Origin of the sequence: Aeromonas bestiarum (assembly GCF_000819745.1) — a bacterium.
GTDB lineage: Bacteria > Pseudomonadota > Gammaproteobacteria > Enterobacterales > Aeromonadaceae > Aeromonas > Aeromonas bestiarum.
This window is the reverse complement of the sequence record NZ_CDDA01000006.1, coordinates 16,504-31,523: the sequence shown is the minus strand read 5'-3', so window position 1 is coordinate 31,523 and position 15,020 is coordinate 16,504. Positions and strand designations below refer to the sequence as shown.

The 15,020-nt window shown below is 60.6% G+C and carries 18 protein-coding genes; 12 read left to right on the top strand and 6 right to left on the bottom strand.

Translation table 11 applies throughout. The features are described from left to right. The 4 genes from BN1118_RS22185 to zapE all read right to left on the bottom strand — a co-directional run. Nucleotides 1–154 (bottom strand): ubiquinol-cytochrome c reductase iron-sulfur subunit N-terminal domain-containing protein (locus tag BN1118_RS22185; RefSeq protein WP_043554317.1); only part of this gene is annotated, 154 nt, incomplete at its 3' end. Between the two features lie 295 nt (nt 155–449). Continuing rightward, nucleotides 450–842: a 30S ribosomal protein S9 gene (gene rpsI / locus BN1118_RS01855; RefSeq protein WP_042019610.1), complete on the bottom strand. Its 393-nt coding sequence runs from the start codon at nt 840–842 to the stop codon at nt 450–452. Nucleotides 843–857: 15 nt separating this feature from the next. Further along, on the bottom strand, nt 858–1,286 hold the full coding sequence (gene rplM / locus BN1118_RS01850) for a 50S ribosomal protein L13 (RefSeq protein ID WP_042039071.1): 429 nt from the start codon (nt 1,284–1,286) through the stop codon (nt 858–860). Nucleotides 1,287–1,552: 266 nt separating this feature from the next. Then, nucleotides 1,553–2,647, bottom strand: coding sequence for a cell division protein ZapE (zapE, locus tag BN1118_RS01845; protein WP_043554316.1), 1,095 nt, complete (start codon nt 2,645–2,647; stop codon nt 1,553–1,555). Between the two features lie 140 nt (nt 2,648–2,787). Between zapE and BN1118_RS01840 the strand changes: the two genes are divergently transcribed. The 12 genes from BN1118_RS01840 (at nt 2,788) to BN1118_RS01785 (ending at nt 13,824) form a co-directional block, all read left to right on the top strand. Then, nucleotides 2,788–3,168: a Z-ring associated ZapG family protein gene (locus BN1118_RS01840; RefSeq protein WP_042867875.1), complete on the top strand. Its 381-nt coding sequence runs from the start codon at nt 2,788–2,790 to the stop codon at nt 3,166–3,168. Between the two features lie 81 nt (nt 3,169–3,249). Beyond that, on the top strand, nt 3,250–4,611 hold the full coding sequence (locus BN1118_RS01835; RefSeq protein ID WP_042867873.1) for a Do family serine endopeptidase: 1,362 nt from the start codon (nt 3,250–3,252) through the stop codon (nt 4,609–4,611). Nucleotides 4,612–4,700: 89 nt separating this feature from the next. Beyond that, a complete protein-coding gene (degS, locus tag BN1118_RS01830; RefSeq protein ID WP_043554315.1) occupies nt 4,701–5,831 on the top strand; it encodes an outer membrane-stress sensor serine endopeptidase DegS in 1,131 nt (376 codons plus the stop codon). 317 nt (nt 5,832–6,148) lie between these two features. After that, on the top strand, nt 6,149–6,511 hold the full coding sequence (locus BN1118_RS01825; protein WP_043554313.1) for a transcriptional regulator: 363 nt from the start codon (nt 6,149–6,151) through the stop codon (nt 6,509–6,511). Beyond that, on the top strand, nt 6,512–6,877 hold the full coding sequence (locus BN1118_RS01820; protein WP_042039079.1) for a glycine-rich SFCGS family protein: 366 nt from the start codon (nt 6,512–6,514) through the stop codon (nt 6,875–6,877). It abuts the gene before it with no gap. After that, the gene (locus tag BN1118_RS01815; RefSeq protein ID WP_043554312.1) at nt 6,877–7,173 is read left to right on the top strand and encodes a DUF4312 family protein; all 297 of its coding nucleotides are present in this window, start codon (nt 6,877–6,879) and stop codon (nt 7,171–7,173) included. Before BN1118_RS01820 ends, BN1118_RS01815 begins: the two co-directional genes overlap by 1 nt. 40 nt (nt 7,174–7,213) lie before the next feature. Further along, nucleotides 7,214–7,990: a DUF4311 domain-containing protein gene (locus BN1118_RS01810; RefSeq protein WP_043554311.1), complete on the top strand. Its 777-nt coding sequence runs from the start codon at nt 7,214–7,216 to the stop codon at nt 7,988–7,990. 11 nt (nt 7,991–8,001) lie between these two features. Continuing rightward, nucleotides 8,002–8,652 (top strand): DUF4310 family protein, encoded by a 651-nt coding sequence (locus tag BN1118_RS01805; protein ID WP_043554310.1) that lies wholly within the window; start codon nt 8,002–8,004, stop codon nt 8,650–8,652. 185 nt (nt 8,653–8,837) lie between these two features. Next, nucleotides 8,838–9,977, top strand: coding sequence for an amidohydrolase/deacetylase family metallohydrolase (locus tag BN1118_RS01800; protein ID WP_043554308.1), 1,140 nt, complete (start codon nt 8,838–8,840; stop codon nt 9,975–9,977). Beyond that, complete coding sequence (locus BN1118_RS01795) at nt 9,961–11,076, top strand: DgaE family pyridoxal phosphate-dependent ammonia lyase (protein WP_043554306.1); 1,116 nt, start codon at nt 9,961–9,963, stop codon at nt 11,074–11,076. The genes BN1118_RS01800 and BN1118_RS01795 overlap by 17 nt, the downstream gene beginning before the upstream one ends. Next, nucleotides 11,076–11,816 carry a 2-dehydro-3-deoxy-phosphogluconate aldolase gene (gene dagF / locus BN1118_RS01790; RefSeq protein ID WP_043554305.1) on the top strand — a complete coding sequence of 247 codons (741 nt, stop codon included), beginning with the start codon at nt 11,076–11,078 and terminating at the stop codon, nt 11,814–11,816. Before BN1118_RS01795 ends, dagF begins: the two co-directional genes overlap by 1 nt. A gap of 103 nt (nt 11,817–11,919) precedes the next feature. Further along, nucleotides 11,920–13,824, top strand: coding sequence for a BglG family transcription antiterminator (locus tag BN1118_RS01785; RefSeq protein ID WP_043554303.1), 1,905 nt, complete (start codon nt 11,920–11,922; stop codon nt 13,822–13,824). An 18-nt stretch (nt 13,825–13,842) separates the two neighbouring features. Here BN1118_RS01785 and npr read toward each other — a convergent pair whose 3' ends face one another. Beyond that, nucleotides 13,843–14,115 carry a PTS phosphocarrier protein NPr gene (gene npr, locus BN1118_RS01780; protein ID WP_005314403.1) on the bottom strand — a complete coding sequence of 91 codons (273 nt, stop codon included), beginning with the start codon at nt 14,113–14,115 and terminating at the stop codon, nt 13,843–13,845. Between the two features lie 20 nt (nt 14,116–14,135). Further along, nucleotides 14,136–15,002, bottom strand: coding sequence for an RNase adapter RapZ (rapZ, locus tag BN1118_RS01775; RefSeq protein WP_043140001.1), 867 nt, complete (start codon nt 15,000–15,002; stop codon nt 14,136–14,138). Between the last annotated feature and the right edge of the window lie 18 nt (nt 15,003–15,020).

Below are 15,020 nucleotides of genomic sequence, written 5' to 3'. Positions count from 1 at the left end.
CTTCTACCGGAGCACCCGCCGCTTTGGCTTTGGCACTCGGGTTCCATGACTTTATAAACGGCACTGCGGTAAAAGCAGCTCCTACCCCACCAACGGCGACCGTTGACCAGGTAAGAAATCTGCGGCGACCGGTATCAACTGGCGCATTGCTCATCCAAAAACTCTCCCATGTGGACTCCGCACATTCTTATTGTGTCCCTGTTCCCCTTTCTTCCGTGACAACAGCGGCGGAAGCGGAGTTACAATTGTCACAGAAAAACCGAGGGAATTTTAAAGAAAAGATAACAACTTGACAAGAAAGAGAAGCGAAGGGCAAAAACAATAAATACACAAATATTTGTCTTTTGTGACGTGGTGTTAGCATTGGCGTAGGTAATATTACCAATAAAAAAAGCCTGGCACATGGCCAGGCTTTTTTGACACTCGTGAGAGTGCGTACCAAAAGCGAATTAACGCTTGGAGTACTGCGGACGCTTACGAGCTTTGTGCAGACCGACTTTCTTACGCTCAACCTTACGGGCATCGCGAGTAACAAAGCCTGCTTTACGCAGTTCGGCACGCAGGGTTTCATCGTACTGCATCAGAGCACGAGTGATACCGTGGCGGATTGCACCAGCTTGACCGGAGATGCCGCCACCGTTAACGGTGATGTACAGATCCAGTTTCTCGGTCATCTCAACCAGTTCCAGCGGCTGACGAACTACCATGCGGGCAGTCGGACGGCCAAAGTACTGCTCCAGGGAGCGCTGGTTGATGATGATTTTACCGCTACCCGCTTTGATAAACACGCGAGCAGTGGAGCTTTTGCGACGGCCGGTACCGTAGTATTGATTTTCTGCCATGTTGCCAGTTCCCGATTAGATATCCAGTACTTGAGGTTGCTGAGCAGCATGAGCATGCTCGGCGCCTGCGTAAACTTTCAGTTTACGGAACATGGCACGGCCCAGAGGACCCTTCGGCAGCATACCTTTGACAGCAGCTTCGATTACCATTTCCGGTTTACGCTTGATCAGCTTGTCGAAGCTGATTGACTTGATACCACCCGGGAAACCGGAGTGAGCATGGTACATTTTGTCGGTAAATTTCTTACCGGTTACGTGTACCTTCTCAGCATTTACAACGATGATGTAATCACCGGTGTCAACGTGCGGAGTGTACTCAGCTTTGTGCTTACCACGCAGACGAGAAGCGATCTCGGTTGCGATACGACCCAGAGTTTTACCTTCTGCGTCCACAATGTACCAGTCACGTTTTACGGTTTCTGGCTTGGCAACGAAAGTTTTCATTAAGTTAAACCCAATTACCTGTTACAGACCCAATTGCTTATGGGGGCTCTCCCACAAACAACAAACGATGGCCTACCTGTACCCCTTCGAATACAAGTAAAGCTTAAAGTGTTGCTGTCTTATCGACAGCTGTAACGTGGGCCGGGCGATTATAAGTGAAGTTGCCTTAAATATCACCTGCTAATTTCACTGCCATGAAGCTAGCAAATGTCGCCCGGCCCTACCTGCCGCAGATGCCCATCCGACTGGCAGGCGCGGTATTGTGACTAAGGAAGGTGCACTCTGGCAAGGTATTCGTGCGATTGCATTTCCTGAAGCCGTGAAAGACAACGTTTGAATTCGAAATTCAGCAGCCCGTCCCCGTAGAGTTCTGTCATGGGGACCGCCGCCGACATGATGAGTTTGACGTGCCGTTCATAGAACTCGTCCACCATGGCGATGAAGCGGCGAGCCGCGTCATCCGTGCCCGCCCCCATGGGCTGCACATTGGCCAGCAACACGGTATGAAACAGCCGGGCCAGCTCTATGTAGTCGCTCTGTGAGCGAGGAGTGCAACAAAGTTGCTCGAACTCCATGTAGAGCACCCCTTCTCCTATCCCCAGCGACGTCAATTGACGATGGTTGATCTCGACACTGCCCGCCCGAGCCTCTTCCAGCCCGGTTAACTGTTGAAAATAACGATCCAGATTCGCTTTTGCCTGCTGATCCAGCGGAGAGTGATAAATCTCAGCCTGCTCCAGGGTACGCAAGCGATAGTCGATCCCGCCATCCACATTAAGTATCTCGCAATGACGCTCGATCAATGCGATGGCTGGCAGAAAACGGGCGCGCTGCAGGCCATTTCGATAAAGATCCTGTGGCGGTATGTTCGAGGTGGCCACCAGTACCACGCCGTGACCAAACAACGCCTGGAACAAGGTACCCAGCAGCATGGCATCCGTGATGTCGGAGACAAAAAACTCATCGAAGCAGATGACGTCTATCTCGCTGGCGAGCTTGCTGGCGATGAGCTTGAGCGGATCGGCCTGGCCGGTCAGCCCCTTGAGTTCGTCGTGCACCCTGTGCATGAAACGGTGGAAGTGGATCCGCAGTTTTCGCGTCCCCGGCAGGCTCTCGAAAAAAGTATCCATCAGCCAGGTCTTGCCTCTGCCCACTCCGCCCCACATATATAGCCCGAGGACAGGATCCTTGGCCTTGGTCTTTTGCAACCAGCCCAGCAGGCCGCGGGATCTGGTCGGAGTCGGGCTTTGGCACAAATCCTGATAGAGTCGCTCCAGGCGGGTCACGGCCATCGCCTGAGCCGGGTCGGCTACAAAGCCGGGGCGCTGCAAATCCTGCTGATATTTTTGCTGCGGGGTCATCCTGTCAACCGCCTCCAAGTCCCTGAATGAAGGACAAAATGGTATCACGCTCTCGGGGTGCACGGTATAGTGCCATCAAGGCGTAGCGGTCATCCGGGCCGCATCAACACACATTGATTTAGCTGTAACAAGGAGCATCTATGAGTCTGTTAAACGGGATCCTGCTGGCTGTCGCCGCCTTGATTATCGGTATCATCATCGGTCGCTTCACGGTGCGCAGCCGGGATGCCGGACGTCTGGAACAAGAGCTGAAAAAAGCGCACACGGAGCTGGAAAGCTACCAGGGCCAGATCAATACCCACTTCGCCGACAGCGCCGCCCTGATGGAGCAGCTGGCCGAGCAGTATCAGACCCTCTATCGCCACATGGCAGAGCAGAGCAAATTCCTGGCCAAAGCACAGGAGCCGCTGTTCCGCGAAGCGCTGCTCGACGAGAGCAACGATGCACCGGCCAATGAAGAACCGGGTATCCCCCCCCGTGACTATGCCGGCGCCTCCGGTCTGCTCAAGCAGTCCAGCTAGTTCCTTGCGGAACTAATTGCGCTGTATCGTGGTCAGACCTTGACGATTGCATTGCAACTTTTTCTGGGAGCTGTTTTTCATATGCGTAAACCTCTTTCTGTGTTCAGTGTGTTAGCCCTCAGTGTCGGTATCGCCATGTCAGCGGCCCCTGTGCAAGCTGCACTGCCCTCCTTGCTGGCGAACAACCAGGAGATGCCGAGCCTGGCGCCGGTTCTCGAACAGGTCACGCCTGCCGTGGTCAACATTTCCGTCTCTGGCAAAAAAATCACCCGCCAGCGTCTGCCGGAACAATTCCGCTTCTTCTTCGGCCCCAACATGCCTGACGAGCAGGTGAGCGAGCAGCCCTTCCAGGCGCTGGGCTCAGGCGTCATCATAGATGCCAAGAAGGGCTACGTGATCACCAACGCCCACGTCGTACACGAGGCGGACGAGATCAAGGTCAACCTGAAAGATGGTCGTGAATATGCGGCCAAGAAGATAGGTGAAGACAAGCAGTCCGACATAGCGCTGCTGCAAATCAAGGCCGAGGATCTGGTCCAGATCAAGTTTGCCGATTCGGACGAACTGCGAGTCGGCGACTATGCGCTGGCCATCGGCAACCCGTTTGGCCTGGGCCAGACAGTCACCTCCGGCATCGTCAGCGCCCTGGGCCGCAGCGGCCTCAACATCGAAAATCTGGAGAACTTCATCCAGACCGATGCGGCCATCAACTCCGGCAACTCAGGGGGCGCCCTGCTCAACCTGCGCGGCGAGCTGATCGGCATCAACACCGCCATCCTGGGCCCGAACGGCGGCAACATCGGCATCGGCTTCGCCATTCCGTCCAACATGGTGCGAGATCTGTCCGAACAGATCGTCAAATACGGTGAAGTACGCCGTGGCCAGCTGGGGATCACGGGAACCGAGCTGACCTCAGAGATCGCCAAGACCTTCGGCTACAACAAGAAGGATGGTGCCTTCGTCAATCAGGTCATGCCCGACTCCGCCGCCGCCAAGGCCGGCATCAAGGCAGGCGACATCATCATCAGCATAGATGGCAAGGCCATCCGCTCGTTCGGTGAGTTGCGCGCCAAGATAGCGACCATGGGGGCCGACAAGCAGGTCGCCCTGGGCCTCATCCGCGATGGCAAGGAGCAGACCGTCAAGGTCATCCTGAAGAAGGCGGATGACAGCGAGATCCTCGCCAGCGTGCTGCACCCGGCACTGGAAGGGGCCAAGCTCAGCACCACGGCCGAACCGGTCACCGGCGTGGCCGTCTCCGATATAGATCCGCGTTCCCCTGCTGCCGCCTCCGGCTTGCAGAAAGGCGACATCATCATCGGAGTCAACCGCCTGCGCATCAACTCGCTGGACGAGCTGACCAAGGCGCTCAAGAACAAGCCCGAGGTGCTGGCACTGAACATACAGCGCGGGGAGTCTTCCCTCTACCTGGTGATACGTTAACGCCCTCACACCCGCGGCCCTCGCCGCGGGTGATTTTTATCCACCGATAGTGTTATTCTCTGCCCGCTGCATGTACGGATGAGAATGACATGAAAATCCCACCTTTGATCAGTTACTTGGGCAAGTCTGTCGGCTTCGGTTTAACCGTGGCGGCTCTCCTGTTGCTGCTGTTTCCCGATTTCCGTGGCGGTGCCCAGTTGCCCGGCATCATCACCAATGCCCGCGAGCTGAGCTTCTCCTATGCGGCCCACAGGGCCGGCCCTGCCGTCGTCAACATCTATACCCGCAGCTTCGCCCGCAATCAGGCCGAACTCAGGCCGCAGGGGCTGGGTTCCGGCGTCATCATGAGCCAGCGTGGCCATGTGCTGACCAACTACCATGTCATCGCCGATGCGGACCAGATCATAGTCGCGCTGCAGGATGGCCGCGTGTTCAGTGCCGAGCTGGTCGGCACCGATCAGCTGACCGATCTGGCGGTACTCTACATAGAATCGGACAACCTGCCGGTGATCCCGCAGGATCCCGAGCGGCTGCCGGATGTGGGGGACGTAGTGCTCGCCATCGGCAACCCCTACAACGTCGGCCAGACCATCACCCAGGGCATCATCAGTGCCACCGGCCGGATCGGCCTCTCCAGCATGGGGCCGGACAGCAACGGCCGGCAGGATCTGCTGCAGACCGATGCCGCCATCAACGAGGGCAACTCGGGTGGCGCCCTGGTCAACGCCCGCGGTGACCTGGTCGGCATCAACACCGCCGCCTATCACCTCAACGGCAATCAGGAGAGCTACGGCATCAGCTTCGCCATCCCCTACAAGCTGGCCAAGCGGATCATGGACGAGCTGATCGCCAATGGCCGGGTCATCCGAGGCTACCTAGGCATCTCCAGCGTCGAGATCAACCCCATAGTGGCCCGCATGATGAACCTGGGCGATCTGCGCGGCCTGGTGATCGAGAGCCTGGATCCCAACGGCCCGGCGGCCAGGGGCGGGCTGACGCGAGGCGATGTGCTGCTCAAGATCAACGGGGAAGCCATCAGTGGCGTGCGCTCCGCCATGGACAAGATCGTCGAGAGCCGCCCCGGCACCAAGCTCACCATCTCGGTGTTTCGCGATGGCAAGCCACTGGAGGTGCAGGTCACCATAGAAGAAGACCTGCGCTACCAGCAAAAGCAGCAGAACAAGGGCAATGCCAGCGCGAGCGCCGCTGCCGCCAGCTGACGCCCGGCCCTCTCCATCACAAGGGCGGGATACCGCCCTTTGTCATCTCAATACCCTCCTATTTTCCTTGCCATCCGTGAGGCGACTCACAGTTTGCACCAAGCCTTGCCGGGTCAGTCCCGCGGGCCAAGTGCGCCATCGATCACACTAAGTCGGCCCCAATAAGTGCCCTTTCCCCCTCCAACGCACAAAAATCAGCGTTTTCAGCCCAGGCGCGCGGGAATTTCCGCTTCGAATCGGAAAAACGCTGCCTCCTCTGCACGCCCCCGCGGGCTTAGGGTAAAGCCATCCCTTCTGCCAGCCTTGGAGAGCAGACATTGCAAACAGAGACTCATGACCAGAACCTGACCCCGGACAGCCCGGCGTTGCTGCGCAAGACCGACCTGGTCCTGGCACGCATCCACGCCCTGCTCGGCGAGCAGGGCATTCGTCCCAACGAGGTGCAGACACAGATGCTGGCCTCCCACGTCAAGGCCATGGTGTGGCGCTCCCATAGCGGCGAATCCCTGCCGGAGGTCGACCTCAGCCTGTTCGAGGAGATCTCCCCCCTTTCCCTGCGACTGGCCGAGCAGGTCGTCGCCTGGCTGGACAAGCTGGCCTATGAAGAGGCTCACCTCTTGTCCGTCCATTTCGAAGTCGCCAAAGAAAACGAACTCAGCTCACTCAAAGGAGATATCTAAATGTCAGCCATCAAACTCGTGATTGGAGATCGTCTCGGCAAGGGTCAGAAAGTGGGGGCCGGGGCAGAAACCGCCGGCGCCAGCGTGACAGTGATCCCTGGCATGGCCGCCGACATGAAGCTCGGTGATGTGATGAACAAGGAGCAGGCGGATCTCGGCATCTCCTTCTGCGGCAGCGGCGGCGCCGGTGCCATCACGGCCCAGACCAAGTACGGCTACAAGTGCCGTTACGGCATGCGCTCCGTCGAGGAGGGTGTCACCGCCATCAATGACGGCTGCGTGGTGCTGGGCTTCGGCTTCATGGACAAGGAAGAGCTGGGCCAGAAGCTGGTCGAGGCCTTCGCCAAGAAGCACGGACGCGTCTGATGAAAGAGAACTTCACCACCCAGGTCATGGTCAACGGCAAGGGGGCGACCCGCCAGCAGGCGTTCGCCGCCGCCCTCAGCCAGGTGCAGCACAGCCTGCTCAAGGACAACCCGCGCGTGATGCTGCGGATCGAACCGGTCGAGGTGCAGGTGCTCAAGGCCGAAGAGTCGGTCCGGGTGGAGAAGTTCCTGTTCTTCTTCCTGCCGCGCCAGCGCCGCGAGTTCCGCGTCCAGCTGGAGATCACTGTCAAGGTCACCAGCCTGGACGCCGAGCAAGTAACGTTCACCCTGGTGTGACGCCACCCGCTGGCATCCCCTCACAAGAAGGATACCCTGGATGTTTCTAATCATATTTATCAAGTCACTCATCGTCGGCGGCCTGGTGGGCGTCGGTGTGGGGGCTGGCGCGGCACGCATGTTCCACGCGCCAACCGTACAGGGCATGGGCGCCTTCCGTACCCTGGGCGAGCTCAACTCCTGCGAAGGGGATCCCGCCTCCCACTTCTCGTTCGGCCTCGGCTTCTTCTTCAACGCCTGGGCCTCGACCGTGGCGGCCGGTGCCTTCACCCAGGACGTGGATCACCGCATCATTCCGCACTGGGCCACGGCCGCGCTGCTGGTCAAGAACCGGGATCTCGCCACCACCCTGCACGACCCCAAGAAAATGGCCATCGCCGGCGGCATCATAGGCGCCATCGTCGTCGCTTTCCTCAACAGCACGGCCGCCGCTGTGCCGGAAGCCCTGCAGGTCACCGCCGTCAAGGTGCTGGTGCCGGCTGCAAACCTCTTGGTCAACACCGTCATGCCGGTCATCTTCTGGTTGGCAGCCATAGAGGCGGGCAAGAAATCCGGCTTCTGGGCCACCATCTTCGGCGGTCTGGCACAGCTCATCATGGGCAACGCGGTACCGGGTCTGGTGCTCGGCATCCTGATCGGCAAGGGGGTGGAAGAGAGCGGCTGGAACCACGTCACTCGCGTGATGATGGCCGCCATAGTGCTGCTGTTCGTGCTGAGCGGATTCTTCCGCGGCTTCGACATGAAACTGATTGAATCCTTCCATATGGGCATTCCCCTGTGGCTGGAGAACGTCCATAACCTGCTTAGCGGCAAATAAGGGGCCACCACATGGATGAGAAACTGAGAAACAACTTCTGGTACGCCGACTGGTCCTTCCCCATCTTCGTCGGCCTGCTCTCGGCCGGCGTCTTTGCCGGGACCCACATGTACTACCTGTACGGGGTCGGCGCCTTCAACGAGGTGGCCTTCGTCGCCATGTTGAAAGCCGGCATGGACACAGGGGCCTACGGCGCTGTGGCGGCCTTCGGGGCCAGCTTCCTGTTTGCCCGCATCATAGAGGGATCCCTGGTGGGGATCCTGGATATCGGCGGCGCCATTCAGACCGGGGTCGGCCTGGGCGTGCCGGCCCTGCTGCTGGGTGCCGGCATTCTCTACCCGGTGGAGAACTTCGGTGCCTCGCTGGCGACCGGCATGACCATAGGAGTCGCCATCGGCGGCATCATCATCCTGGCGCGCAAGTTCACCATCAACCAGAGCAACTCCACCTACGGGGCGGATGTAATGATGGGCGCTGGCAACAGCTCGGGCCGCTTCCTCGGCCCCCTCATCATCCTCTCTGCCATGGGCGCTTCCATCCCCATCGGGCTGGGTTCCCTGCTGGGTGCACTGCTGTTCTACGTGTGGAACAAGCCCATCACAGGCGGCGCTATCCTGGGTGCCATGCTGCTCGGTACCTTCTTCCCGATCGCCCTGGCTTAATCACAGGCCGTCTCTCGGCGGCATTGAAGAACCTGTTTGCGCTCTGTCGCGAGAGGTCGTCAGCAAGGTGAAGAGCAGCGCAGGAACCGGAGCGTATAGATATACGTGAGGATTCCGAGCAGCACATGAGCCTTGATCACGGCCTCGCAGTAAGAGCGCAAGCAGGTTCCAAGAGGGATATCAGCATGCATGACATGATTATCAGAGCGGGACGCCAGGGAAATGGCGAGCTCATCGACATCGCCATCCAGGACGGCAAGATAGCGGCCCTCGGCCAGCTGCCAGCAAGGATCGAGGCGAAGCGAACCCTGGATCTGGCGGGCCGGGTGCATGTGAGTGCGGGCTGGATCGACGGTCACACCCACTGCTACCCCGCCTCCCCCATCTATCAGGATGAACCGGACAAGGTGGGCGTCGAGTCCGGCGTCACCACAGTCATAGATGCGGGCAGCACGGGGGCCGACGACGTGGATGCGTTCCAGCACCTCGCGTCGGGCTGCAAGACCCGGGTGCACGCCCTGCTCAACATCTCCCGCATCGGCCTGCTGCGCCAGAACGAGCTGGCGGACAGCCGGGATCTGGACATGGCGCTCGCCTCGGCAGCCATTGCCCGCCACCCCGGCTTTGTCGTCGGCATCAAGGCGCGCATGAGCGGCAGTGTGGTGGGCGAGAACGGCCTGCAGCCGCTGCGCATGGCCAAGGCACTGCAGCAGGCCCATGGCCGGCTGCCGCTGATGGTGCACGTGGGCAACACGCCGCCGGATCTGGACGAGATAGTCGCCCTGCTGGGAGAGGGGGATCTGCTGACCCACTGCTTCAACGGCAAACCGAACCGCATCCTGACCCCGGCCGGCGAGCTGCGGGTCGCGGTGCGCGAGGCGATGAAACGGGGCCTTTTGCTCGACATAGGCCACGGCGGCGCCAGCTTCAGCTTCGAGGTGGCGGAGCTTGCCATCCGCCAGGGGATACGGCCCCACACCATCAGCTCCGACATCTACTGCAAGAACCGCATCAAGGGGCCCGTCTACAGCCTGGCCCACGTGATGTCCAAGTTTCTCGCCATCGGCATGACGCTGGAACAGGTGCTCGCCTGCGTCACCGACCAGGCCGCCGATGCGCTGCGCCTGACCGGCAAGGGACGACTCGAGGTGGGTGCGGATGCCGATCTGACCCTGTTCGAACTGGCCAGCGGCCCGACCCTGTTCATGGATACCGAGGCGCAATCGCGCAGCGGCGACCTGCAACTGCTTCCCCTCGCCGCCCTGGTGGGCGGTGACCTGGTTCTGACTCACTCTGGGAAATCACACCATGCCTTCTGTTTATGAGAAATATCAGCTCAAACCCGTGATCAACGCCTCCGGGCGCATGACCATTCTCGGCGTCTCCACCCCCGAGCAGGAGGTGGTCGATGCGGTCAACTTCGGCCTGGGCCACTACTTCGAGGTGAAGGATCTGGTCAACAAGACCGGCGCCTACTTGGCGAGCTTGCTGGATGTGGAAGATGCCGTGGTGGTCTCCTGCGCCAGCGCCGGCATAGCCCAGTCGGTGGCCGCCGTGATAGTGCGTGGCGATCCCTACCGGCTGGAGCAGCTGCATGCCCATCGTCATGACGTGCCGAGCGAAATCGTGCTGCCCAAGGGGCACAACGTCAACTTCGGCGCACCGGTCGGCACCATGGTCAATCTGGGGGGCGGCAAGGTGGTGGAGGCCGGCTATGCCAACGAGTGCTCCCCTGCCCAGCTGGCTGCCGCCATCAATGCCAACACAGCCGCCATCCTCTACATCAAGTCCCACCACTGCGTGCAGAAGAGCATTCTGTCGGTGGCCGAGGCGGCCGAGGTGGCCAAAGCCCACCAGCTGCCGCTCATCGTCGATGCGGCTGCCGAAGAGGATCTGCGTCTCTATTACAACCAGGGGGCGGATCTGGTCATCTACAGCGGCGCCAAGGCCATCGAAGGCCCCACCAGCGGGTTGGTGCTCGGCAAACGCCAGTATGTGGAGTGGGTCAAGCAGCAGGCCAACGGCATAGGCCGGGCCATGAAGGTGGGCAAGGAGGGGATCCTCGGCCTGACCCACGCCATCGAGCGCTATCTGGAAAAAGAGAAAGAGAGCGGTGCCGCCATGGTCGCCAAGATGAGCCCCTTCATCGAGCGCCTCAACCAGCTGCCCGGCGTCAGCGCCAAAGTGGTGTGGGACAGCGCGGGGCGCGACATAGCCCGCACCGATATCGCCTTCGACCATGCCCGCATCGGCATGACGACTGTGCAGGTCGTCACCCGCCTGCAGCAGGGCACTCCTGCCATTTACTGCCGTGGCTACAAGGCCAACGAGGGGCATATCGAAATCGATGTGCGCAGCGTCACCGCCCCCCAGCTCGACCAGATCCATGCCGCCATTGCCAACCTAGTACAGGAGAATCGTTGATGTCCTTAACTCCCAACTACTACCGTGACCGTGTCTGCCTCAACGTACTGGCAGGTTCCAAAGATAATGCCGTTGACATCTATGAGGCGGCCGAGGGCCACGTGCTGGTCGGCGTGCTCTCCAAAAACTATCCGGATGTGCCCTCTGCGGTCGCCGATATGAAGGAGTACGCGACCCTTATCGACAACGCCCTCTCCATCGGGCTGGGGGCGGGCGATCCACGTCAGTCCGCCATGGTGACCGAGCTGGCTCGCCAGCTGCAGCCCCAGCACGTCAATCAGGTATTCACCGGGGTCGGCGCCAGCCGGGCGCTGCTGGGCCAGCCAGAGACGCTGGTCAATGGCCTTATTTCCCCCACCGGCACCCCCGGCATGGTAAAGATCTCCACCGGGCCCCTCAGTGCCCAGCAGCTCGACGGCATAGTCCCCATCGACACCGCCATCGCCCTGCTCAAGGACATGGGCGGCAGCTCAGTCAAGTTCTTCCCCATGGGTGGCCTCACCTGCCGTGATGAGTATCAGGCGGTCGCTGAAGCCTGCGCCCGTCACAGCTTCTGGCTGGAACCCACAGGTGGCATAGATCTGGAGAACTTCGAGGAGATAGTCCGCATCGCACTGGACGCCGGTGTCGAGAAGGTGATCCCCCACGTCTACAGTTCCATCATCGACAGCGAGAGCGGCCAGACCCGCCCCGAGGATGTGCGCACCCTGCTCGCCACTGTGAAACGACTGTTGGCGTGACGAAAGATGGCACCGGTCCGATCACTGGTCGGTGCCTGGCTTGTTAATGAGTCGCTTGTTAACATCGACCTCTTATTTCGCGACAGGAGTCCCGTCCCCTCTCATGACCAAGCTGCCCCACCCCAGACTCCATCAACTGCTGACCCAGCTCCATGCCGAACCGCTGCCACAGGAGGAGCTGGCTCGCCGCCTCAATGTCTCCACCCGCACGGTGCGCACCGACGTGGCGACCCTCAATGAGCTGATCGCCACCCACGGCGCCCACCTGATCCACCAGCGCGGCAGCGGCTACCAGCTCAAGATTTACAATCAGGGACTGTTTGACGAGTTGCTGGCGGCCCAGGAGCAGGAGAGCAGCCTGCCCCGAACCAGCCGCGAGCGGGTGCAGCACCTGCAGATCCTGCTGCTGACGGCGGAACAGGGGATCAAGCTCGACGAGCTGGCGGATACCTGGTATCTGAGCCGGGCGGCGCTGCAGGGGGACATGGCGGAGGTGCGGGAGCGACTCGCCCACTTCGGACTCGCCATCGACAGCAAGCCACGGCTCGGCATGCGCATCCAGGGGAGCGAAACGGCGATCCGGGCCTGCCTCACCCAGCTGCTCTATCAGGAGCTGATCCACAACAACCAGTTGCAGAGCCTGCTGCCCAACCTTTGCCCCAGCAAGACGCTGGAGGTAGTGGGCAATCACATCCATGCCCAGCTCGGCCATCACCAGCTGCGCCTGGCCGACGAGAGCCTGCAGCAGCTCGCCATCTACTGCGCCGTCGCCCTGCTGCGCCAGGCGGCCGGCCACGAGCTGCACCAGTTTGCCAGCGACGACATCACCCAGACTCTGGCCGCCGTGGCCCGCGACATCTACGCCGAGCTGCCGACCCTGACACCGCCGGGAGCGGAGGAGATCGCCTGCCTCGCCATCCAGATCCAGGCCCGCCTCACCGCCGACACGCCCAGGCTCAGCCCGGCCATGGCCGCCGAGAGTGAGCAGCTGGTCGAGCATCTGCTCGCCTACATCCACCAGCACTACCCCTATGATCTGCGCGGCGATCTGCAGTTGCGGGCGGATCTGCAGACCCACATCAGCGCCATGCTGCTACGGGTCAAATACCAGATTGGCAGCCACAATCCGCTGGCGGATCACATCAAGCAGTACTATCCCCTCGCCTACGACATCACCCTGGCGGCCATCTCTGAGTGGATCAGGCAGACTCCCTACCGGCTGACCCATCACGAGATAGGTTATCTGGTGATCCATATCGGAGTCGGGCTGGAGCGCCACTATGACATCGGCTATACCCGTCGCCCCCAGGCGCTGCTGCTATGTGACGCCGGCAACGCCACCTTCCGGGTGCTGGAGGCGCGCATCAAGCGGGAATACCCCCAGCTCCAGCTGACGACACTGGAGTCGGTGCGAGATTACGAGGGATTGGCGCGGATCGAGCAGGACTTCGTCATCAGCACCGTCAAGGTGGCCGAGAAGAACGCGCCCGTGGTACAAGTCGCCCCTTTCCCGACCCAGTATCAGCTGGAGCAGCTCGGCAAGCTGGTGCTGATCGACCGCACCCGCCCCTACCTGCTCGACAAATACTTCGATGCCGACCACTTCATGGTGGTAAGTGAGCCACTCAGCCAGAGCCAGTTGTTTGCCAGGATCTGCGATCAGCTGGAGGCCGAAGATCGGGTGGAGAGCGGATTCAGAAGCTCGTTGCACGAGCGGGAGCGCATCGTCTCCACCCTGCTGGGGGAAGGCATAGCCCTGCCCCACTCCCTCGGCCTGCTGGCGCGGCGCACCCTGGTCTATACAGTGCTGGCCCCCCAGGGGATTGACTGGGGCAATGGCGAGACAGCCACCCTCATCTTCGTGCTGGCCATCAGCAAGGCGGACTACGAAGAGGCGATGGGGCTCTACGACCTGTTTCTGGCGCTGATGAACGAAAAAGCCAGCAAGAATTTGCTGGCTTGTCGGGATTTTGCCAGCTTCAAGGGGCTGGCGCGCACCGGTTCCTGAACCAGGGCGGGGAGTGGGTCACTCCTCGTTGAAGCCGGAGGTGAACAGCGCCACCACGGCAGCCAGCGCCTCCACTTCTTCGGGGCCCTCCACCTGCACTTCCACCTGCTTGCCCTGGGCCGAATCCAGCATCAGCAGGCCGATCACGCTGTCCGCATCGGCCTCTATGCCATCCTCGTTGCGCAGCAGCACGTGGGCGTCGAAGCCCTGCACCAGCTCGAACAGCATCATGGCCGGCCTGGCATGCATACCCAGTTTGTTTTTGACTTCCACCGAGGCTGAGACGGTCATCTGATCTCCCTATTGGTCCATCAATATTGCGGCGCACTCTTGTCGAGGGTGCGGTGGCGGATCTGGACGTTCTTGCCCAGCAGCCGGAATGCGCTGGCCAGCTGTTCGGCGATGAACACGGATCTGTGCTGACCACCGGTGCAACCTATCCCCACAGTCACATAACTGCGATTGTTGCGCTCCAGATGCGGCAGCCAGGTCGCCAGCATGTTCTCAATCTGCAGGATGAACTGCATCACGTCCGGCTGGCTGGAGAGGTAGCGTGCTACAGGCTCGTCCTTGCCGGTAAAGGGCTTGAGTTCGGGGATCCAGTGCGGATTGGGCAGGAAGCGGGCATCGAACACGAAGTCGGCGTCCTTGGGGATGCCGTACTTGAAACCGAACGACTCGAACACCAGCACCAGCTCGTTCTCTTTCTTGCCGAGCACCCGGGTCTTGATGAGCTCGCTCAGGTCGTGAATGCTGAGGTTGGTGGTGTCGATGCGCAGATCGGCGGTCGAGGAGAGCGGTGCCAGCAGGTGGGTCTCTTCCCGGATCGCCTCATCCAGCGACAGCTGTTTGCGCGACAGGGGATGCAGCCGGCGGCTCTCGCCGTAGCGTTTGAGCAGGGTGGAGTTTTCCGCATCGAAGAAGAAGCTGGAAAATTCGACCCGGCCCTCGTTGCGCACCTGAGCCAGCAGGGTCTCCAGCTTGTCCGGGCTCACCGGCAGGTTGCGCACGTCTATGCTGACCGCCAGCTTGTCATACTGGCTCTCGACCGACACGATCAACTGGGGCAGCAGGTTGACCGGCAGGTTATCCACGCAGTAATAACCGAGATCCTCCAGCACACGCAGGGCAACTGTCTTGCCCGAGCCGGAGCGCCCACTTACCACTATTAATTGCATCTTGTTCCCTCACCGCTT